General features: G+C 63.3%; 22 protein-coding genes and 1 pseudogene. 11 read left to right on the top strand and 12 right to left on the bottom strand.

The features are described from left to right. The first annotated feature begins 6 nt into the window (after positions 1–6). From WB785_RS20665 to WB785_RS20645, 5 genes are all read left to right on the top strand, one after another. On the top strand, positions 7–597 hold the full coding sequence (locus tag WB785_RS20665) for a DUF4389 domain-containing protein (protein ID WP_424081346.1): 591 nt from the start codon (positions 7–9) through the stop codon (positions 595–597). A 31-nt stretch (positions 598–628) separates the two neighbouring features. Further along, entirely contained in the window at positions 629–1,216 is a 588-nt protein-coding gene (locus tag WB785_RS20660) for a class I SAM-dependent methyltransferase (RefSeq protein WP_424081326.1), read from the top strand. A gap of 229 nt (positions 1,217–1,445) precedes the next feature. Then, positions 1,446–1,880 (top strand): hypothetical protein, encoded by a 435-nt coding sequence (locus tag WB785_RS20655; protein WP_424081324.1) that lies wholly within the window; start codon positions 1,446–1,448, stop codon positions 1,878–1,880. Between the two features lie 79 nt (positions 1,881–1,959). Next, positions 1,960–2,418 (top strand): hypothetical protein, encoded by a 459-nt coding sequence (locus WB785_RS20650; protein WP_424081322.1) that lies wholly within the window; start codon positions 1,960–1,962, stop codon positions 2,416–2,418. 133 nt (positions 2,419–2,551) lie between these two features. Beyond that, positions 2,552–3,007, top strand: a complete 456-nt coding sequence (locus WB785_RS20645) for a hypothetical protein (protein ID WP_424081320.1) — start codon at positions 2,552–2,554, stop codon at positions 3,005–3,007. Between the two features lie 31 nt (positions 3,008–3,038). Here WB785_RS20645 and WB785_RS20640 read toward each other — a convergent pair whose 3' ends face one another. Continuing rightward, a complete protein-coding gene (locus WB785_RS20640; RefSeq protein WP_424081318.1) occupies positions 3,039–5,543 on the bottom strand; it encodes an FtsX-like permease family protein in 2,505 nt (834 codons plus the stop codon). Next, positions 5,540–6,238, bottom strand: a complete 699-nt coding sequence (locus tag WB785_RS20635; protein WP_424081344.1) for an ABC transporter ATP-binding protein — start codon at positions 6,236–6,238, stop codon at positions 5,540–5,542. Before WB785_RS20635 ends, WB785_RS20640 begins: the two co-directional genes overlap by 4 nt. Positions 6,239–6,517: 279 nt before the next feature. Between WB785_RS20635 and WB785_RS20630 the strand changes: the two genes are divergently transcribed. Further along, the gene (locus WB785_RS20630) at positions 6,518–7,183 is read left to right on the top strand and encodes an SRPBCC family protein (protein ID WP_424081316.1); all 666 of its coding nucleotides are present in this window, start codon (positions 6,518–6,520) and stop codon (positions 7,181–7,183) included. Positions 7,184–7,223: 40 nt separating this feature from the next. Here the strand turns inward: WB785_RS20630 and WB785_RS20625 are convergent, their stop codons facing one another. Further along, on the bottom strand, positions 7,224–7,748 hold the full coding sequence (locus tag WB785_RS20625; RefSeq protein ID WP_424081315.1) for a gamma carbonic anhydrase family protein: 525 nt from the start codon (positions 7,746–7,748) through the stop codon (positions 7,224–7,226). A 146-nt stretch (positions 7,749–7,894) separates the two neighbouring features. On the opposite strand from WB785_RS20625, the gene WB785_RS20620 reads away from it, so the two are divergent. The 3 genes and pseudogenes from WB785_RS20620 to WB785_RS20610 all read left to right on the top strand — a co-directional run bounded on the left by WB785_RS20620 (position 7,895) and on the right by WB785_RS20610 (position 9,612). Beyond that, positions 7,895–9,055, top strand: a complete 1,161-nt coding sequence (locus tag WB785_RS20620; RefSeq protein WP_424081313.1) for a Rieske 2Fe-2S domain-containing protein — start codon at positions 7,895–7,897, stop codon at positions 9,053–9,055. A 1-nt stretch (position 9,056) separates the two neighbouring features. Then, positions 9,057–9,138: pseudogene (locus tag WB785_RS20615) on the top strand (hypothetical protein); the annotation flags it as partial. Between the two features lie 45 nt (positions 9,139–9,183). Next, on the top strand, positions 9,184–9,612 hold the full coding sequence (locus tag WB785_RS20610; protein WP_424081342.1) for a hypothetical protein: 429 nt from the start codon (positions 9,184–9,186) through the stop codon (positions 9,610–9,612). A gap of 7 nt (positions 9,613–9,619) precedes the next feature. On the opposite strand, the gene WB785_RS20605 is transcribed toward WB785_RS20610, so the two are convergent. The 7 genes from WB785_RS20605 to WB785_RS20575 all read right to left on the bottom strand — a co-directional run bounded on the left by WB785_RS20605 (position 9,620) and on the right by WB785_RS20575 (position 15,965). Then, positions 9,620–10,765, bottom strand: coding sequence for a sulfotransferase family protein (locus tag WB785_RS20605; RefSeq protein ID WP_424081311.1), 1,146 nt, complete (start codon positions 10,763–10,765; stop codon positions 9,620–9,622). Then, a complete protein-coding gene (locus WB785_RS20600; RefSeq protein ID WP_424081309.1) occupies positions 10,765–11,547 on the bottom strand; it encodes an SDR family oxidoreductase in 783 nt (260 codons plus the stop codon). Before WB785_RS20600 ends, WB785_RS20605 begins: the two co-directional genes overlap by 1 nt. Next, positions 11,544–12,683, bottom strand: coding sequence for a hypothetical protein (locus WB785_RS20595; protein ID WP_424081307.1), 1,140 nt, complete (start codon positions 12,681–12,683; stop codon positions 11,544–11,546). The genes WB785_RS20600 and WB785_RS20595 overlap by 4 nt, the downstream gene beginning before the upstream one ends. A gap of 95 nt (positions 12,684–12,778) precedes the next feature. Beyond that, complete coding sequence (locus WB785_RS20590; protein WP_424081305.1) at positions 12,779–13,087, bottom strand: hypothetical protein; 309 nt, start codon at positions 13,085–13,087, stop codon at positions 12,779–12,781. A gap of 99 nt (positions 13,088–13,186) precedes the next feature. Beyond that, the gene (dmpG, locus tag WB785_RS20585; protein WP_424081303.1) at positions 13,187–14,251 is read right to left on the bottom strand and encodes a 4-hydroxy-2-oxovalerate aldolase; all 1,065 of its coding nucleotides are present in this window, start codon (positions 14,249–14,251) and stop codon (positions 13,187–13,189) included. Next, positions 14,248–15,168 (bottom strand): acetaldehyde dehydrogenase (acetylating), encoded by a 921-nt coding sequence (locus WB785_RS20580; RefSeq protein WP_424081301.1) that lies wholly within the window; start codon positions 15,166–15,168, stop codon positions 14,248–14,250. Before WB785_RS20580 ends, dmpG begins: the two co-directional genes overlap by 4 nt. Before the next feature lie 11 nt (positions 15,169–15,179). Next, positions 15,180–15,965: a 2-keto-4-pentenoate hydratase gene (locus tag WB785_RS20575; protein ID WP_424081299.1), complete on the bottom strand. Its 786-nt coding sequence runs from the start codon at positions 15,963–15,965 to the stop codon at positions 15,180–15,182. A 71-nt stretch (positions 15,966–16,036) separates the two neighbouring features. On the opposite strand from WB785_RS20575, the gene kstD reads away from it, so the two are divergent. Beyond that, positions 16,037–17,731, top strand: a complete 1,695-nt coding sequence (gene kstD, locus WB785_RS20570) for a 3-oxosteroid 1-dehydrogenase (protein ID WP_424081297.1) — start codon at positions 16,037–16,039, stop codon at positions 17,729–17,731. A gap of 2 nt (positions 17,732–17,733) precedes the next feature. Next, positions 17,734–18,594 (top strand): MaoC/PaaZ C-terminal domain-containing protein, encoded by an 861-nt coding sequence (locus WB785_RS20565; protein WP_424081295.1) that lies wholly within the window; start codon positions 17,734–17,736, stop codon positions 18,592–18,594. Positions 18,595–18,659: 65 nt separating this feature from the next. Here WB785_RS20565 and WB785_RS20560 read toward each other — a convergent pair whose 3' ends face one another. Both WB785_RS20560 and WB785_RS20555 read right to left on the bottom strand, forming a co-directional pair. Then, positions 18,660–19,499, bottom strand: coding sequence for a DUF559 domain-containing protein (locus WB785_RS20560; RefSeq protein ID WP_424081293.1), 840 nt, complete (start codon positions 19,497–19,499; stop codon positions 18,660–18,662). Between the two features lie 114 nt (positions 19,500–19,613). Continuing rightward, complete coding sequence (locus WB785_RS20555) at positions 19,614–20,783, bottom strand: lipid-transfer protein (RefSeq protein ID WP_424081341.1); 1,170 nt, start codon at positions 20,781–20,783, stop codon at positions 19,614–19,616. Positions 20,784–20,794 lie beyond the last annotated feature (11 nt).

Below are 20,794 nucleotides of genomic sequence, written 5' to 3'. Positions count from 1 at the left end.
GTACGGGTGCGAGGCGATTTAGATGCGCCTTCGCGCTGGCTCTGCCTGTTCAAGTGGTGCGTGCTGGCGGTGCCGCACTACCCGATATTGATACTGCTCTACCTGGTCTACCCGCTGGTGACCATCGTTGCCGGCGTCGCCATCTTGTTCACCGGACGGTATCCGCGCCCACTTTTCGACTTCAACGTCGGGGTGCTGCGGTGGTCGTGGCGGGTGATGAATTACCGATTTCCGATGAACGGCACCGACCAGTACCCGCCTTTCACGCTCGCGTCTCGGCCGGACTACCCCGGCGATCTCGAGGTCGACTATCCGGAACGGCTCACCAACTGGGCGGTGCTGGTGAAGTGGTGGCTGCTGGGCCTACCGCAGATATTGCTGTGCTGGGCGATGGAGCCGTTTTTGCAAGTGCTTTGCGTTATCAACGCGGTGTGGTTGCTCTGCAAGGGGACGATCAACCAGGGCATGTTCGACCTTCTCCTGGGCATGGTTCGGTGGCGGTACCGAGTGGCCGTCTACGTCTCGTTGATGCGCGATGAGTATCCGCCGTTCCGAATGGATCTGGGTAACCTGCAGGTGAGAAGTGGCACGCCGTAATCCGTTATTTCCCTATATCTATCGACTCGGCATGCCGATCTTCGACCGGCTGTTCTACCGCCGGTATCGCCGAGAGGCGATGGGCAATGCAACCGGCCGGCTGCTGCTCGTCGGTCTCGGGCCGGGAACCGACTTGCTCTTCCTTCCGCCCGCGGTGACATCGGTCGCTGCCGTAGAACCGGAGGCGGCGATGCGCCGGATGGCTTCCGCGCTGGCTCGACGTCGGGGCATCGCAGCCGACATTGTCGACGGGACCGGGGAGGCGATTCCCTTTCCGGACAACAGTTTTGACTCGGTGCACGTCGGGCTTGTGCTGTGCTCGGTCGACGATGTTGCCGCCACCCTCGGTGAGATCCGCCGGGTGCTCACACCCGGCGGCAGGCTGGTGGTCCTGGAGCATGTCCGCGGGGATGGCGTGATCGGTCGGTTCCAAGACCTGATCGCCAAACCGTGGTCTTGGTTGGCGTCCGGTTGCGAGCCGAACCGCCGAACCATCGATGCCATTGCCGCGGCCGGATTCGACACCGAGGGGCTGCGCAGCATCCCACGAACCCTGGTGCCGCCTCCGTGCACTCCTCATCTGCAGGGGTTCGCCACCGTTATCGACCACAACGGGTGAAACCTATGGATTCAGAGCTGGCAAATTCTTATCTGTCGTTCATCTGTTGTTCAGCTTTTAGCCATCCGTTGTTAACCATCGATCCGTGTACCCGTTAAGCCGAACATTCGCCGCTCGCGAAGGTCCGACGGTGGGCGACCCACAACATCATTCATTGCATCGAAGGGAGCGGGCGTCGCCGCGGGGAGTCCACACCCCTCATCCAACGATGTACGAAGTGGAGTCTCCTATGAGTCACAAGGTCCTGGCCGGCCTCGGCACGGCCGCCGGCGGTTTCCTCGCCGCCGCACTCATTTCGCTGGCAACCGGCCCAATCGCGCACGCCGACGGGGACGATGGCGCCCCGGGGTTAGACACCGACTTCATGACCGGACCCTTCCAAGACTTCGGCTTCTTCACCAACCAGTCATTTGCCGACCCAAGCGACAATGAGTTCGTAGCGACGGTTTTCCAAATTCCGCAACTCGGCATCACAGATATTTTGACTTCCGGAGCCGACCCGTCAGACGGTGTCGGGTTCGGGGCCGCGGGCGTCGGCGTATCCGGGGAGACAGTAAATACGTTCATCGACACGATGAACCCGGCCCTCGATTCCACATTCACGCTTCCATTCACCGATCCGTTGGCTGAGCTATTTACGTTGCTTCTCCCGTTCGGCTTCTGATCTCACCGGCCCGCGAGCTCGGGCCTGACGAAGCAGTTTCACTCAGGTTTGATTGGAGTCTCCAATGAGTGCTCGGCTTATGACACTCGTTTTCAGCACGGCTGCCGGTGCGTTCCTGGCCGCCGGACTCGCCTCGTTGGGTGCCATCCCCGGCGCCCACGCAGACGACGGGGATGGCATCCCCATCGCCAACCCCCCGGGGCCCGACACAGACTTTCTGATTGGACCCCTGCAAAATTTCGGCCCTTTCGCGATGCAGGGCTTCGCCGACCCGGATGAACATTTTGACGTGGCAATCATGCAAATTCCGTCCCTCGGCATTACAGATATTTTGACGTCGGGGATCGATCCCTCGGATCACCTGGCTCTTGCCGACCCGGGGCTGGGACTGCCCGCGGACGTGACGGCCGGGACCGTCGATGCCACAGTCAACACGTTGACGGACACGATGAATCCCACCCTCGACAGCACTTTCACCATCCCGTTCACGGATCCGCTGACCGACTTGTGGGTTGCACTTCTTCCGTTCGGCGCCTGATGGCTTCAGCAGCAAATAGTCAACGGAGAGGAGGTTTCACTCAGGCTTTCGTGGGTATATCCTCAGGTCGTCACTAGCCTAGAAGTGAGCTAGATCACACTCATGAATGGAGTTTTCAATGAGTACTCGGCGTATGACGCTCGTTGTCGGCACGGCTGCCGGTGCTTTCCTGGCCGCCGGGCTCATCCCGTTGGCAAACACCCCCGTCGCCCACGCCATTTGCGCACCGGACGACAGCTTGGGGTGCGACGCGGACTTCATCTTTGCCACCGACCCAATTCTTAAGATGTTTGGCATCACGGACATTGGGGCGGCCGACCCCGACGACAATTTTGAGGGGATGATTTTCAACATTCCGTCTATGGGCATCACCGATGTGTTGACTTCTGGGAAAGATTCCTCAGATCTCTTGGCTGGCCTTGGGATACCGATTCCCGACGACACGGGCATAGGGATGGCCGGCGTCTCGGTCAACACGTTCGTCGATACGATGAACCCGGCCCTGGACAGCTCGTTCATCATTCCCTTCGAGGATCCCCTCGCCCAGCTGTGGGATTTCCTTGTCGCAAACGCCTTCTTCGGCCTCTGAGGTAGATCGCTGAACTTCAGAGACCTACGCGCTACTCGACGCCGACGGCCTCGATGATGTTCAGCCGGGCCGCGCGTCGCGCTGGCGGCAGCGATCCGAGCAGGCTGATCGCCAGCGCGCCCACGGTGAACAGGACTGCCATCGGGCTTGGCCGGAAGCCAACGTTGAAATTCATGATGTCGCCGCTGACGAGGCTGTAAAGCCACTGGTCCGTCAAGCCGAATAGCAGGCCGCAGACGCCGCCGACGACACCGATGGCCGCCGCCTCGGCCAGGATCATCTGCACGGTGAACCGACGGCTGGTTCCCATCGCCCGCAGCACTCCGATCTCACGACGCCGTTCGAGCACCGAGAGCGTCAACGTGTTGAAAAGCGCTACCGCAGCAACGAATACAACAATGATCCATACGGCGTTGGCGATGAACATGCTCTGATGCAGCGGCGCCTCGATCCCGGCCAGTGCTGTGTGACCGTTGTATACGTAGTTCGGCGCAGGCACCACATGGCGGACGTCGGCCAATAACCGATTCGGATCCACGCCTGGCGCCGCAGAGATCTGGAGTGCTGTTGCAGCTGGACGGTCGAACCACGTCCGCATTCGACCGAGGTCAATCCCGACGGTGCCGATGACCGTCGAGAAGTACGGAACCAACGCAAGCACAGCCGTCTGCCGCGGGCCATGTGGCGTTTGCAGCTGAAGATTGTCGCCGACCCGTACGTGAAGAGTTTTGCCGAGGTTCTGCGAAAGCACCACGCCCCGACCGGCGAGCACCGCGTTGCGTACCTGCTCCCCGAGCGCGCGATACAGCGGATCGGCGCTCCCGGCGGAAAACCCGTCGAGCATCACCCGGGTGCCGCCGACCTCGGCGAAGCCGAATGCGCCCTCGGTGACACGTTCTACCCCCGGCACTTTCGCGACCTTGCCGGCAAGATCTTGCGGCAGCGGGTCAGCCGCATAACTGTCCGGAGGATCCGCGGTCACCCACACGTCCACGCCGGCGACCGGAGCGAAGATGGCCCGCGCCGACCGGATCATGTCGCCGTTCGTACCGGTGATCACGACTGTGGTGACTACTGCGATGAGCACCGTCATCACCGTGGCCCATACCCGCCGCGGCGCACGCTCGATCGTCGCCGCCGCAAGTGGCCCAACCGATCCGAAGATCCGGGCCGTAGCCGCCGTCGCTTTGACGATGGGCGCGGTGAGTGCGAAGCCGAGCGCGATCTCAGCACTGAACAGAGCAAAGATCGCAACGAATGCGAGACTGCCGCGTTGGGCGACGACGATCAGGATCGACGCCGCGAACATCGCGACAGCGGCAATACCGGTTACCAGCCGCAGCCATCGCGGCACGAAATCGGCTGCTGACACCCCGACCGGTGCCAACGCCTCGATCGGCGAAACCTTGTACACCTGCCGCGCAGCCATCGCCGATGCTGCCGCGCTGGTGAGCACCGTCGCGGCCAGTGCCACCGGTATCGCGTAGCCGGGCAGCCAGTACTCGATTCGAGCTTCGAGACCTTGGGTTATCGCCGGCGGCAATCGTCCAATCGCCATACGGCCCATGACTATTCCGAGGCCCGACCCGATCGCTCCGCCGATCACGCCGAGAATCGCAGCTTCGGCGAGCAAGTCGCGAACGATGGTGACGCGCCGGCCGCCGATCGCGCGCAGCATCGAGATGACCGGCCGGCGCTGGGTGATCGCCATCGTCATCGTGGTGTAAATCAGGAAAGCGCCGACCACCAACGCAACTCCCGCACCCATCAACGCCATGTAGTTCATCAGCTTGACGCCGTCGCCGGCCCGGGTCGCCCGCATACTCGGATCCGCAACGATTGCCCTGGCTTTCACGGCCGCGGTGACCGCGGCGCGCACTGTTGCGAGATTGGCACCGGGTTTCGTAGTGATCAGTATCGAGTCGAGCTGCCCTTTTCGCCCGGCGATGTTCTGCGCCAATGCAAGTGGAGCAAGGACGTAGTGCCCGCCGTTGAGGTTCGCAAGCTGCTTGCCGGTGAGCACTTCGGTGACTGCGACCGAAGCCGAGCCCAGCCGGAACGTCTGGCCTTTAGTGTGACCGACACCGGGCCCGACCTGGACGCCGTTGGGATTGTCGGACAGCGTCTTTAGGGGCTTCTGCACGGCGTCTTTCAAGGCGCCACCCAACGCAGCGCTGCTTTTGTCTGCGCCGAAGAGCAGAACGGGACCTGATGACGTGGGCGCAGAAGTCCGAATCATCGGTGCCGCGGTCGCCACGCCGGGAACCGCTGCGACATCGGCCGTGATTGCGTCGGGAAATCCCGCGTCGGTAATGCCCGACACCTCGAGCGCGGCGACTCCCGCGATCCCGTCGGCCAGCCGGTTAACCGATCCGGTGATCGATCCGAAAATTCCGAATACCGCAACGAGATACATTGCAGATACGGCCATTACGGCGATTGAGGCTGTGGTACGCCGACGGTGCACAACAAGTTCGCGCAGGCTGAACACACGTAGCCGGCTCGCCGTAGCCGCGACGGCGGAAGCCGGTCTCATCCCGGCACCGCTGACAACTGGTCGGAACCGACCCGTCCGTCTTGGAGGGTGATCACTCGATCCGTTGTCGCTGCGGCACTGGAGTTGTGGGTCACCATCACCACCAGCCGGCTATCGCCATCCTCGTGCGCCACCTCGGCAAGGAGCGCCAGGATCGAAGCGCCCGTGGCGGAGTCCAGGTTCCCGGTCGGTTCGTCGGCCAGAATCAGCGATGGGTTCATCATCAACGCCCGCGCCACCGCAACCCGCTGCATTTGACCACCCGACAGTTCCGCCGGCCGGTGCTGGGTCCGGTTACCGAGGCCAACCCGGTCCAACAGCCGAATGGCATCCGACTTGACCTTGCCCAGCCTGACACCGTCTAGCAGCTTCGGGACTGCCACGTTTTCCCACGCCGACAACGTCGGCAACAAGTTGAAGAACTGAAAGACGAAACCCACGCGATGATGGCGAAATTGCGACTGCTGTTCGTCGCTGAGGTGGCCAATCTCGTCGCCATCGAATTTGATCGAGCCTGAATCGGGGGAATCCAATGCGCCGAGCAGGTGCAGCAACGTGCTCTTGCCGGCCCCCGACGGCCCGACGACCGAGACAAACTGCCCGCCCCCGAACCGAAGGCTGATCTCGTCGAGCGCGCGCACACGCTGACCGCCGACCCGGTATTCGCGCACCACATCGCGAAGTTCAATCGTCAGCTGGTGCTTTGGTGTGTCGCAGGTATCGAGTCGTCCGATCATGGTCCTCCCGCGAGACCGCAGCATTCGGCCGGCCGCGGCGACCTGTACGCGACCGACTGGCAGGCCCATGCGAGCATCATGTCGCAAAGGCACTGGTATGGGGTATAACGAGCCCGAAGCCCAATCGGTTCAATCGTGATAGCCCGGATAAATCCCCGTCCACAGATTTACAATACGTGTATAATTCGATTGGCGAAATCCCCGTGTTTGCAACGTTTTTAACAGGAGACCGATCCGATGTCGCTGCCCGCGCTTGAAGATATCGTCGCCCACACCGGCAACACCGAGCCGATCGACGGAGTAACCCGGATCGAAACCAGCCCGCGAGAGAAGGCCACGCCGATCATCATGGAGATGATGCACTCGGTGTACCCGCACGATGAGGTATTCGGCCAGTACATCACCGTCAACGACTACATCGATTGCCCGCCCGATGAACTGTTCGCTTACATGGCCGATACCCGGTGCTTGGAAGAGTGGACCTACAGCCTGCGCGGGTTTACCGAGACCGATGAGCCAGGACTCTGGCAGGCCTACGACCGGCTGGGGTCGGAGACCAAGATCTACGTCCGTACGGTGGCTGGCGAGCAGGGTCGCACCGTGGATTACCACTGCGCGTGGGACCAGGGCAAGCATCTGTGGATGATCTACCTGATGCGGGTCGTCGACGCACAAACGGTGCTAGACAAGCCCGGCTCAGTGGTGCTGTGGACCAACTGCCACCATCCGTTCTACGAGCAGAACCCGTACCCGGACGCGGCCCCGTCGGAACGCCCGGTCTGGGTCGGCGATTTCTGGGACATGTTCGGCGCCGGCCATCTACTGGAGATGAAAAACCTCAAAGCAATCGCCGAATACCGCCATCACAATGGGCTTTCGGTGACCCCGGACTGGATGCGATAAGCCTCCGCATAACTAAGCGCGGCGGTGAAATGCCGCCAGGCTAAATAGGTTTCAGACCAGTCCGATAACGCTGGGCCAGGTCCTGATAGGCCTTCGGGTTCACGTTCACCCACATTTCCGCGCCGGTACCCGCGATCGGACCCTTGACCGTGGCAGGTACCCCGACCACCAGCACCTCATCGGGAATCTTGGTGCCGCCCACTACCAATGCGCCGGCGGCGACCATGGTGCGTGAACCGATCACCGCGCCGTCGAGGACGGTGGCATGGTTGGCGATCAGCGCCTCGGCCCCGATATGGGCCCCGTGGATGAGGCACATGTGCGCCACCGTTGCGCCCGGTCCGATGTCCACCGGGATGCCGGGAGGTGCGTGCAACACCGAGCCGTCCTGCACATTGGCCCCCTCACGCACGATGACGGGCGCGTAGTCGGCGCGCAACACGGTGTTGAACCACACCGACGCCCCGGCCTCGATCGTGACGTCGCCGATCAAGGTAGCGGTGGGTGCCACGAAGGCCGTGGGATCGACCTTCGGCGATTGGCCTTCGAAGGAGAACAGCGGCATCGTTCACATATACCCCAGGCCGGGTATTCCAGCGTCCAGACCTTATTAACCGGCAGTAAAGCCCGCCGTCGTTGCGCTGTGATTGCGCTACCGCGCATGAAAACTGTAACGTGTTCTAGTTAGAAGCTGACGAAGTTGGAGGCCGCATGGCTACCGAGACAGCCGGTGTTCGCGAGATCGACGCCGGCACCCTGCCCGACCGCTACGCGCGCGGCTGGCATTGCCTTGGCCCGGTCAAGGATTACCTGGACGGCGAACCTCATGGGGTCGAGGCCTTCGGCACCCACCTTGTGGTGTTCGCCGACTCCCACGGCGACGTGCACGTCATCGACGGCTACTGCCGGCACATGGGCGGCAACCTGGCACAGGGCACCGTCAAGGGCGACGAGGTGGCCTGCCCGTTCCACGACTGGCGCTGGGGCGGCGATGGCCGCTGCAAGCTGGTGCCCTACGCCAAGCGCACACCCAAGACGGCCCGCACCCGGTCGTGGAACACCGATGTGCGCGGCGGACTGCTGTTCGTATGGCATGACCACGAAAACAATCCGCCGGATCCCGCCGTGCAGATTCCCGACATTCCGGAAGCCCACAGCGACGAGTGGACCGAATGGCGTTGGAACAGCATCCTCATTGAGGGGTCCAACTGCCGCGACATCATCGACAACGTCACCGACATGGCGCACTTCTTCTACATCCATCTGGGGTTGCCGACCTACTTCAAAAACGTCTTCGAGGGTCACATCGCGTCGCAATACCTGCACAATGTCGGTCGGCCCGACGTCAACGATCTCGGAACGTCTTACGGTGAGGCGCACCTGGATTCGGAGGCGTCCTACTTCGGGCCGTCATTCATGATCAACTGGCTGCACAACCGCTACGGCGACTACAAAGCCGAGTCGATCCTGATCAACTGCCACTACCCGGTAACCCAGGATTCGTTCGTCCTGCAGTGGGGCGTCATCGTCGAAAAGCCCAAGGGCATGGACGAGGCCATGACCGAGAAGCTCTCCAGAGTCTTCACCGAGGGTGTCAGCAAGGGCTTTTTGCAAGACGTCGAGATCTGGAAGCACAAGACCCGCATCGACAATCCGCTGTTGGTCGAGGAGGACGGCGCCGTCTACCAGATGCGACGGTGGTATCAGCAGTTCTACGTCGACGCCGCCGATGTCACGCCGGACATGACCGATCGCTTCGAGATTGAGGTGGATACCACCATCGCCAACGAGAAGTGGCATGTCGAGGTCGAAGAAAATTTGCAACGGCAGGCCTCTGACCAAGATGCAAAGGCGGAGCAGCCAGCGACATGACCGCGCCGGCGACGATGCAGTGGGGGCACCTCCCAGCCGCGTAGCGGCGAGGGGGACGCAGCGATGAGGAGGAGCGGCGCTTGAACCGAGGCGAGGAGCCGCCCGACGTCGATCGGCTGGCTCGGTCGATGCTGATGCTTCATGGCGATCACGACAGCCATGACGAGCCGGCACCGGCAGCTCCTGGGGGACGCGGCGGAACCTGGTCTAAGGCACCGGTTTTCGCTAATGATCCACAGCGCGTCGCCGCGGTGCGTGAGGCCACTCAGGCCGACCGCACCCGTTACCTGACGTCGGGTCTGCAGCCGGTGGATTGCCGGTTCTGTCATGCCACGGTCAACGTCAAACGGCTCGGACCGGGGCATACCGCGGTGCAGTGGAACGCCGACGCATCACAGCGCTGCGCGTATTTCGCCGAACTGCGTACGTCCGGGGAGCACAGCGCGCGCACCCGGTCCTGCCCGAAGCTGGCCGACAGCATCGAACACGCCGCTGCCGAGGGCTATTTGGAGGCGGAGTCGACCGCTCCGCCCGCCGGCGACGACGACGACGACTAACGGCGTATCACAGCCCGGCGAAGCGCTCCTTGACCTCTTCGGCGGTCAGCCCATAGTCGGCTAACGAGTACTTGTGCTTGGGGGCACGTTCGCCGGATTGGCTTTCGGCATGGCTCTTTTCCATGGCCTGCCGGGCCTCATCAGTTAGCGGGATATCGAAGTGGCGGTAGACGTCTGTCACCATGCCGATCGGATCGGCGATCAACTCGCGGTAGTCGACGTCATAGAACTGAGCCGGGTCATAATTGGCGCGCGCGGTGTTGAACCGCTCCAAACCACGTGACCAGGTTTCCATTGAGTCAGCGCCGATTTGAGAGCCGACGTAGGTCGTCGACCAGCCATCGGCAGTGTGCTGCGCGAGCGAACACATCGAGGCCATGATCGTCTCGACAGGTCGGTGCGTCTGGATGACCAGTGCATCGGGATAGGTCGCCATCAGCGCATCCAATGCGAACAGATGACTGGGGTTCTTCAGCACCCATCGCTTGTCGGCATCGTTGAGTCCGATCAGCTGAAGGTTCTTGCGGTGCCGCTGGTATGCCGGCGTCCAGTCCTGCTGCGACAGCCACTTTGAATAGCTGGGCAGGTGTGCGAGCGTCTCGTAGGACACCGAATGCAGGGACTGCCGCAGTAGCTGCCAGCATTCCTCCAGCTCGTATGCGGCCATGAAATGCAAGCCGGTGTAGCCGGGGTTCTCCTCGTGGTGCTGATTGAACTGTGCATCGAGTTGGCGATACAGGGGGTGGGATTCCCAGGTGTCCCGCGGCGGACGGGGCTGCGGGAACTCGGCCAGCCACATGTGCAGGCCCTGATGAGCCGGATCGGCGCCAAGTAGCCGGTGCAGCGCCGTCGTGCCGGTCCGCACCAATCCTGTGACGAAGATCGGCCGCTTGATGACGACGTCGGCATGTTGCGGGTATTGCTTCCACGCCGATTCGGAGAGCAGCCTGGCCACTAACGCGCCGCGCAGGAAAAAGCGATTCATCTTGCTGCCCAACACGGTAAGACCCGCTTCGCGCTGGTAAGAGTCCAGCAGCACAGTCAGCGCTTCGCGGTAGTTGTCGTCGTCGCCGCCGAAGTCGTCGAGCCCGGTTAGCTTGGTGGCTGAGGCGTGCAGTTCGTCGACGGTTGCGATGTCGGTGCGTTCAGTCATTAGGTGTGGTACTCGCCGCAGTTGACATCCAGGGTCTGGCCGGTGATGCCACTGGATAAGTCGCTAGCCATAAATAGAATTGCCGCCGCCACCTCGTCCTCGGTGGGCAGTCGCTTGAGGTCGGAGTTCGCCGCAGTTGCCTGGTATATCTGTTCAGCGGTGGTGCCGTACTTACCCGCCTGATGGTTGAAGTAGGCTTGCAATGTGTCGCCCCAGATATAGCCGGGGGCAACGGAATTGACGCGAATGCCCTGCTCACCCAGCTCGGTGGCCAACGACTGCGACATGGACAGCAGCGCGGACTTAGCCATCTTGTAGGCGCCGTACTTCGCCTGGGAATGCCGGATCACCATGGAGTTCACGTTGACGACAGAACCGTGCGTCGCAGCCAGCGTCGGAGTGAAGCCCTGGATCAGCCGTAGCGCCCCCAGCGCGCTGAGCTCGATCGCGTCGCGGATGTGCTGAAAACTTGTGCCGGCCAATGGTTTCATCGACGGCACCCGGAACGCGTTGTTGATCAACACGTCGACCTTGCCGTAGGCCTCCATGGTGACGTCGACCAAGTTGGCGACCTGATCATCGTCGGTGATGTCGGTGGGTACCGTCACCGTCCGTCCCCCTGCATCGGCGATCTGCTTGGCGACGTCGTCCAGGCGTTCCGGGGTGCGCGCGGCCAGCACCAAATCAGCGCCCTCCCGCGTGCACCGGTGCGCCAGCGTCGTGCCCAGACCCGGGCCTACCCCGCTGATCACCACGACCTTGCCGTCGAGCATCTTCGTCATCCCAGCATCCTCGCCGCAATTTGCTGTTGGCGCAGCGTAATTCGCGCCTGCCATTCGTCATCGGAAATCTTATTGTGCTCGAAATGAGGCAGCTTCGCCGGTATCGCGTCGAAGTCGACCAACTCGGCGGTCGGTCCGTCGGCGTCGGTCAGTTGACGCGACACTCGTTGCCAGCGGAACTGTAGGAATCCCCGCCGATGGCCGAGGGTCTCTACCCAGTTGGTAACGCCCGGATTCTGGTCGGCGACGACGATTCGCACCTTGCCATCCGGATCCGCCTGTGCCTGAGTGTTGTTCAGCGATGTCTGGTGGTTGATGTAGTCCAGCGAGATGTACCACAGGCTACCCAGCTGGAAGCCGAGGTAAGGGGCATCGGAGGCCGGGATGGTGATCACCAGCGCTTGATCGGGCCGCAGGTCGAAGTGCCCAACCGACGAATACTGGGTGGCCAGGCCCCCTGGCGTCAACCGGGGCGGCACCATCGTGTTGACCGGGATATCGAGATAGAACCACTGCGGAAACTGCAACCATGTCTTGATCCGGTTGACTAGCTGCTTTCCCGCTGTCGCATAACGCTTTTCAATGGACTGGCGAGTGAGCGGCGGCGGCGCGGTCCCGGCGGTATCCAATCGGGAAATGGACAACGTCCCCCGCCGTGCCGACCAGTCGCCGTAAACCTCACGGATCACTAGCTGGCCGGGGCTGCTCGGTCGCACCTGCCATTGGAAGCTGCCGTCGGCGGCGATCTCCAGCTCGCGGTCGTCGAACGCGGCCTGGCTGGCGGGCACGTTGTCGTCGGTGTACTCGCCGCCGAGCAGCTGAAAGCTCAGGTCGGTGGTGGTGCCGCGCACGCCGGTGACCAGGTAATCGCGGTCAGGCTGGACTCGGCAGCCGAAGTAGAGGGTGTCGGGGTTGTCCAAGCCCATCTTGGTGAACGGTCCGGTGCCGGACAGCAGCATCGGATGATCACGCTCGTAGTCGAACACCATGTGCGTGCAAGCGGCGATACACCCCGCCAGATACTGCAGGCCTTCGAGCAGGTCGGCTTCGGTCTCGATATGCGGTGCGGCGGCTACCAGATTTTCGGCCTCGGCGATTGCGGAGACCAGCGGCTCAGAAAAGAGGGGAGCGGACACGCCTAGACGCTAGAACGTGTTCTAGTTTTCGTCAATGGGCGAACATATCGCGTGTTGGCGCGGGCGCTCGCCGACGAGGCTTGCTCGCTACGTGGTTACGGCACGCACTGCTGCGACAGGTCGATCAGATGCTGCCGCACATCCGGATGCCGATTTAGGTAATCGATGACGTTGGGCCCGCCACCCTCCGCCTCGGACCTTGACTGCAGCTGCTGGTGCAGGTCGGGATGCCGCTGTAGGTACTGGTCAATGGAATTACCCACGTTCTGATCGCACTGGGCGCTCGCTACGCCCGCCATGGGCAACGCGATGAGCGTCGCGGCCGAGGCGCTCAGCAGGCCACCAGCGAGCAGACGAAACAGTCCGCGGCGACGGGACCATGGGGTTCCGGAAGTCATGGTCATGAAATTGCTCCTTTTGCGCACTGACTCTCGCAGTACTTCGATCTGCTAATCGAGAGTACGCGCGACAGCGTTACCGCAGCCTGTGCTGGAGCTATGAGGCTAATGTGTGACGGCTTGCTGGCCGCTGGCCTGCTCCCGTTTGATCTCCAACGCGATGTCGATGAGCTGGTCTTCCTGGCCGCCGATCAGCTTGCGCTGGCCGGCCCGGTGCAACAGCTCGTGGGCCGGAACCCCGTAGCGCTCACCCTGGCGAACGGCATGCTTGAGGAAGCTCGAGTACACCCCGGAATACCCCATGACCAGCGCATTGCGGTCCAGCAGGCATTCGGCGGGCATGGCCGGACGCACGACGTCTTCGGCGGCGTCGGCGATGTCGAAGAAGTCGATGCCTGTCTTGACGCCGATCTTGTCGAACACCCCGATCAGCGCCTCGACCGGGGCGTTACCCGCACCTGCACCGAAGCGCCGCACGCTGCCGTCGATCTGCTTGGCGCCCGCGCGTACCGCCTCCACCGAGTTGGCCACCCCGAGGCCGAGGTTTTCGTGACCGTGGAAACCGACCTGGGCGTCGTCGCCCAGTTCGGCGACCAGCGCCGCCACCCGGTCGCGCACTCCTTCGAGAACCAGCGCTCCGGCCGAGTCGACAACATAGACGCACTGGCACCCGGCGTCGGCCATGATGCGAGCCTGCGCGGCCAGCTTCTCCGGCGGGATCGTGTGCGCCATCATCAGGAACCCGACGGTTTCCAGTCCCAGCTCGCGGGCCAGCCCAAAGTGCTGGATCGACACATCGGCCTCGGTGCAGTGGGTGGCGATCCGGCAGATCGACCCGCCGTTGTTCTGGGCCTCCTTGATGTCCTCCTTGGTGCCCACCCCGGGCAGCATCAAGAAGGCGATCTTGGCCTCTTTGGCCGTCTCGGCGGCCAGCTTGATCAGCTCCTGCTCGGGCGTCTTGGAGAACCCGTAATTGAAGCTCGAGCCGCCCAGCCCGTCGCCGTGAGTCACCTCGATCACCGGCACGCCCGCGGCGTCCAGGGCGGCCACGATCGCGCCGACCTCGTCCTTGGTGAACTGGTGACGCTTGTGGTGCGAGCCGTCGCGCAGCGACGTGTCGGTCATCCGGACGTCCCAGATCGGGTTGAAGAAAATCTCGCGGGTGCTCATGCCTGTGCTCCTCCCGCCGTCGCGGATAGGGCTTCCTTCGCGATTTCCTCGCCGACCTTGGTGGCCGCGGCGGTCATGATGTCGAGATTGCCCGCATATGGGGGCAGGTAATCGCCGGCGCCCTCGACCTCGACGAACGTGGTGACCAAGGCCTGCCCACCGGAGTGCATCGACGGCTCGTCGAACTGCGGCTCGTTGAGCATCCGGTATCCCGGCACGTAGGTCTGCACCTCGGCCACGACATCGTGGATGGACTTGGCGATCGCGTCGCGGTCGGCGTCCTCCGGGATTGCGCAGAAGATGGTGTCACGCATGATCATCGGCGGGTCGGCCGGGTTGAGGATGATGATCGCCTTGCCGCGTGTGGCGCCGCCGATGGTTTCCACACCCTTGCTGGTGGTCTTGGTGAACTCGTCGATATTCGCGCGGGTCCCGGGACCCGCGGACACCGAAGCCACCGACGCGACGATCTCGGCGTAGGGCACGTCCACGACTCTGGAAACGGCGTACACGATCGGGATGGTTGCCTGGCCGCCGCAGGTGATCATGTTGACGTTAGGGGCGTCGAGGTGCTCACGGAGGTTCGCCGGCGGGATCACGGCCGGGCCGACAGCGGCCGGCGTCAGGTCGATGGCCCGGATCCCCGCTTCGGCGTATTTCGGCGCCGCGTCCCGGTGCACGTAGGCGCTGGTCGCCTCGAACACCAGATCGGGTTTCTCGGGCTGGGCGAGCAGCCAGTCGACCCCCTCGTGGGTGGTCTCCAGGCCCAGCTTGCGAGCGCGTGCCAGCCCTTCGCTTTCGGGGTCGATCCCCACCATCCAGCGCGGTTCGAGCCACTCCGAGCGCCGAAGTTTGTACAGCAGGTCGGTGCTGATATTGCCCGACCCGACAATGGCAACAGTTGCCTTGGACGGCATGGATGCTCCTTTTACTCGAAAGACAGCCGGACGGACCCGAGGCCGGCGAATTCGGCGACGAAGTTGTCGCCGGGCCGGGCGTCGATGGCCCGGGTGCACGAACCCGGTAACACGATGTCACCTTTTCGCAGCCGTACTCCGAAGCTTTCCACTTTGCGGGACAACCACGCCACCGCGGTCGCCGGATTGCCCAGCACCGCGTCGCTGCGGCCTTTGGCCACCACCTCGTCATTGCGGGTCAGCACTGCCTCGATCGCGGTGATATCGATGTCGGTCGGCCCCGCCCGTCCCGCGCCCAGCACAAAACCCGCCGAGGAGGCGTTGTCGGCGATGGTGTCGCATAGCGCGATCTTCCAGTCGGTGATCCGTGTGTCGATCAGCTCGATGGAGGGCACCAGCGCTTCAGTGGCCGCCAGGACGTCGTCCTCGGTGCAATTGGCGCCCGGCAGGTCATGCGCCAGGACAAAACCGACCTCGACCTCTACCCGCGGGTAGAGGTATCGGTCCGCCTTGACCGGGGTGTCTTCGAACACCTGCATCTCGTCGAGCAGATGTCCGTAGTCCGGCTCGTCGACCCCCATCATCTGTTGCATCGCCAACGACGAGAGGCCCACTTTGTGCCCCACCACCCGGGCGCCCTCGGCGACCCGCTGGCGGATGTTGATCAGCTGGATCTCGTAGGCATCGACGACGTCGATCTCGGGCTGTTCGGCCGTCAACGGGGCGATCGGCTGGCGGCTGCGCTCAGCCTGCGCCAGATCGGCGGCCAGCAAATCACGGGTGGCTAGCGGGATCATTACCGAAGTCCCCTCGTTCGTGTGACCGGGGCAGTAGCGCCCGGCCCCGGCAATTCTATAACGTGTTCTACATGACAGCTCAGGAGTTCGACGTCGTCGTGGTCGGGAGCGGCGGCGCCGGCATGGTTGCTGCCCTTGCGGCCGCCCACCGGGGTCTATCGACGATAGTCATCGAAAAGGCTGCCCACTACGGCGGCTCAACGGCACGCTCGGGCGGCGGCGTGTGGATTCCCAACAACGAGGTACTCAAGCGCGACGGCGTCAAGGACACCGCCGAAGCGGCCCGCACATACCTGCACGGGATCATCGGCGATGTTGTCGAGCCCGAACGCATCGACACCTACCTCGAACGTGGGCCCGAAATGCTGTCGTTCGTGCTGAAGCACACGCCGCTGAAGATGTGTTGGGTGCCCGCGTACTCCGACTACTACCCCGAGGCCGCCGGCGGCCGCCCAGGCGGCCGGTCCATCGAGCCGAAGCCGTTCAACGCCAACAAACTCGGCCCCGACCTGCCCGGGCTGGAGCCCGCATACGGCAAAGTTCCGCTCAACGTCGTTGTGATGCAACAGGATTACGTGCGACTGAACCAGCTCAAGCGGCATCCGAGAGGCGTGCTGCGCAGCCTCAAGGTTGGCGCGCGGACGATGTGGGCCAAAGCGACGGGCAAGAACCTTGTCGGGATGGGACGTGCGCTCATCGCGCCACTTCGAATCGGCCTGCGCGAGGCCGGCGTCCCGGTAGAGCTCAACACCGCCTTGACCGACCTCTACGTCGAAGACGGGGTGGTCCGCGGCGTCTACGTGCGCAACACCGAAGCACCTGAATCCGGTGAGCCACAACTCATTCGAGCCCGAAAGGGCGTGATCCTCGGTAGCGGGGGATTCGAACACAACGAGCAGATGCGGGTCAAATATCAGCGCGCACCGATCACCACCGAGTGGACAGTCGGAGCCAAGGCCAACACCGGCGAAGGCATCCTCGCCGCCGAAAAGCTGGGCGCGGCACTGGAGATCATGGAAGACGCTTGGTGGGGGCCGACGGTCCCGCTGGTGGGCGCGCCGTGGTTTGCGTTGTCGGAGCGCAACTCGCCCGGCTCCATCATCGTCAACATGTCCGGCCAGCGATTTATGAATGAATCCATGCCCTACGTCGAGGCCTGCCACCACATGTACGGCGGCGAGTACGGGCAAGGTCCGGGTCCCGGGGAACACATCCCCGCGTGGCTGGTATTCGACCAGCAGTACCGCAACCGCTACATCTTCGCCGGATTGCAGCCAGGACAACGTATTCCGCGCAAATGGCTGGAATCCGGCGTGATCGTCCAGGCCGACACGCTCGAGGAGCTGGCCAGCAAGGCCGGCCTACCGGTCGACGAATTCAAGGCGACGGTCGAACGCTTCAACGGCTTTGCCCGCTCAGGCGTCGACACCGACTACCACCGCGGCGAGAGCGCCTACGACAGGTACTACGGCGACCCGACCAACAAGCCGAACCCCAACCTCGGTGAGATCAGCAATCCGCCGTATTACGCCGCGAAGATGGTGCCCGGCGATCTGGGCACCAAGGGTGGCATCCGCACCGACAAACACGGCCGTGCGCTGCGCGACGACGGCAGCATTATCGAAGGCTTGTACGCGGCAGGCAATGTGAGTTCACCGGTGATGGGACATACCTATCCCGGCCCGGGCGGCACCATCGGCCCCGCGATGACCTTCGGCTACTTGGCAGCTCTGCACATTTCTCAATCGCCAGCAGGACGGTCCTAGACATGCCTATTGATCCGGACGTCGCACTGGCCGCCGAGCTCGATCCGATCGAATTCTCGTGGAGCAGCAGCGATGTGCAGCTCTACCACCTGGGATTGGGCGCCGGCGCCGACCCGATGGATCCGCGTGAGCTGCGCTATTTGGTCGACGACACCCCGCAGGTATTGCCGACATTCGGCAACGTCGCCGCCACCTTTCACGCCACAAAGCCGCCGACCGTACAGTTTCCCGGCATCGACATCGAGCTGAGCAAGGTTTTGCACGCCAGTGAGCAGGTGACCGCGCCGGCGCCGTTGCCGCCGTCCGGCTCCGCGAAAGCCATCACCCGGTTCACTGACATCTGGGACAAGGGCAAGGCCGCGGTTATCTGGTCCGAGACGCGAGCGACGGCGCCAGACGGCACGCTGCTATGGACTCAGCGGCGGTCGATCTTCGCCCGCGGCGAAGGCGGGTTCGGCGGCGAGCGCGGAGCGTCCACTGCTGCGAGCGCACCCGACCGGTCGCCGGATCTCGAACTCGACATCGTGGTATCGCCGCAGCAGGCGCTGCTGTATCGGCTCTGCGGCGATCGCAACCCGCTGCACTCCGATCCCGAATTTGCCGCTGCCGCAGGGTTTCCGCGGCCCATCCTGCATGGCTTGTGCACCTACGGCATGACGTGCAAGGCCCTCGTCGACGCATTACTCGACGCCGATGTCGCCGCCGTCGCGTCCTACGGCGCCCGCTTCACGGGCGTGGCCTACCCCGGCGAGACGCTGAAGGCCGCCGTCTGGAAGGAAGACGGCAGACTGCTGGCCAACGTAAGCGCGCCTTCGCGTGAAGACGCGGTTGTGCTCAGTGGCGTGGAGCTGGTCCCCGCCTAACGCTGCTGTTGCGTACGTCGAGAGTGAAGCTGGCTTCACATTCGACAACGACCGTGAAGCCACCTTCACGCTCGACGGGCCAACGCCGCGCGGACGCGCCTCACGATCTCTGCAGGCCGGTCTCCCGCCAGCACTCGTACGACAATCCATCCAAGACGCTCGAGCATCTCCAACCTCCGGACGTCCCAGGTGTATTGCAGGCGATCACTTCGGTGTTGTTCGCCGTCGTATTCGACTGCGACTTTCACGTCCTCCCAACCCATATCGAGATATGCGATCGCGTCGCCGAATTCGTTGAGTACCGGAATCTGTGTCTGCGGCCGCGGTAAGCCCGCCTGCACTAGGACAACTCGTAGCCACGACTCTTTCGGAGATTGCGCACCGGCATCGAACAGACGGACCGCTTGACGTGCGCGAGCAATGCCCCGGCGTCCCGTGTACCTCTGGGCCAGCATCTCGACATCAGCCGGTTTGATGTCGGTCACACGCGCCAATGCGTCGATAGCGGCAACGGCCGCCACGGTTGGGTACCAACAACCGATGTCCAGTGCTGTCCTGGCCGGCGAGGTGACTGGAATGCCGGCGACAGTATCAACCTCGTCATCTTCGAGGCGGTCTCCACGCGTCTGAATTCCCGGCAGACGATGTCTATTGTCGTGAATCAATTCGACCGCGATTGTGTTGTCGACCCATTTGCTACCGTGCAATGCCGCAGCAGATAATCCCGCGACTACCCCGTCACGCCTAGCCCACAGCCACCCTGCTTTCGCACGCAGAGCGGGCGTCACCTCGGCGTCTTGTTCGACGTACACATCACGGAAGAGACGCGTATAGCGAGTGCACAGCTGACTCTTGGTCAATGCCCCCTGAGCGATGGCCTCGCTCCCGATGAATGGGTCGCTCATAACCCGCAGGATCGCACGCGCTACCCCGGGCGTCACTTCAATCGACGAGCGTGAGGCTAGCTTCACGTTGGGCGCCCAGCGTGAAGCTAGCTTCACGCTCGAGCACCAGTTGACTCAGCCGAGGATCAGGCCGGATGTCGGCACGCCGGTGCCTGCGGTAACCAGCACGTGCTCGACATCGGGAACCGGGTTGACCGACGTACCGCGTAGTTGGCGCACTCCCTCCGCGATGCCGTTCATGCCGTGGATGTAGGCCTCACCGAGTTGGCCGCCATGGGTGTTGATGGGCAGCCGACCGCCCACCTCGACGGCACCGTCGGCGATGAAATCCTTGGCTTCACCTTTGCCGCAGAATCCCAACTCCTCCAACTGGATCAGCGTGAAGGGGGTGAAGTGGTCGTAGAGCACCGCCGTCTGGATATCGGCGGGCGACAACCCGGACTGCTGCCACAGCTGCTGGCCCACCAATCCCATCTCGGGCAGGCCAAGTTCGGGCCGGTAGTAGCTGACCATCGTGTACTGGTCGGGGCTCGAACCTTGGGCCGCCGCCTCGATGACGGCGGGCCGGTGCTTGAGATCCTTGGCGCGCTCGGCCGACGTCACCACGATCGCCACCGCGCCATCGGTCTCCTGGCAGCAATCCAGCAGACGTAACGGCTCGGCGATCCACCGCGAATTCTGATGGTCCTCAATGGTTATCGGCTTCTCGTAGAAGTAGGCCTTCGGGTTCTTGGCGGCATGCTTGCGGTCAGCCACCGAGATGGCGCCGAAGTCCCGACTGGTCGCGCCGGACATGTGCATATACCGCTGCGCGATCATCGCCACCTGCGCCGCGGGCGTGGAAAGCCCATGCGGATACGAAAACGAATTGTCCGCTGCAGTCGAATCGGCTTGGGCGCCGGCATCTCCCACTAACCGAGTCTGCACCTGGCCGAACCGCATGCCAGACCGCTCGTTGAAGGCCCGGTACGCCACCACCACATCGGCCACGCCGGTCGCGACGGCCATCGCCGCCTGCTGGACGGTCGCGCACGCCGCGCCGCCGCCGTAGTGGATCTTCGAGAAGAACTTCAGCTCACCGATGCCGGCCGCACGCGCGACGGCGACTTCGGTGTTGCTGTCCATCGTGAATGTGGTCAGCCCGTCGACATCGGCAGGCGTGAGGCCGGCGTCGTCGAGGGCGTCCAAAACGGCCTCGGCAGCCAGCCGCAGCTCGCTGCGACCGGAGTCCTTGGAGAAGTCGGTCGCGCCGATGCCGGCGATGGCGGCTCGCCCACTGAGCAAACCCGGTGACA

The sequence above is a fragment of the Mycobacterium sp. genome (assembly GCF_049585075.1).
In the GTDB taxonomy this organism is placed as follows: Bacteria; Actinomycetota; Actinomycetes; order Mycobacteriales; family Mycobacteriaceae; genus Mycobacterium.
This window is presented reverse-complemented; position numbering and strand designations above follow the sequence as displayed.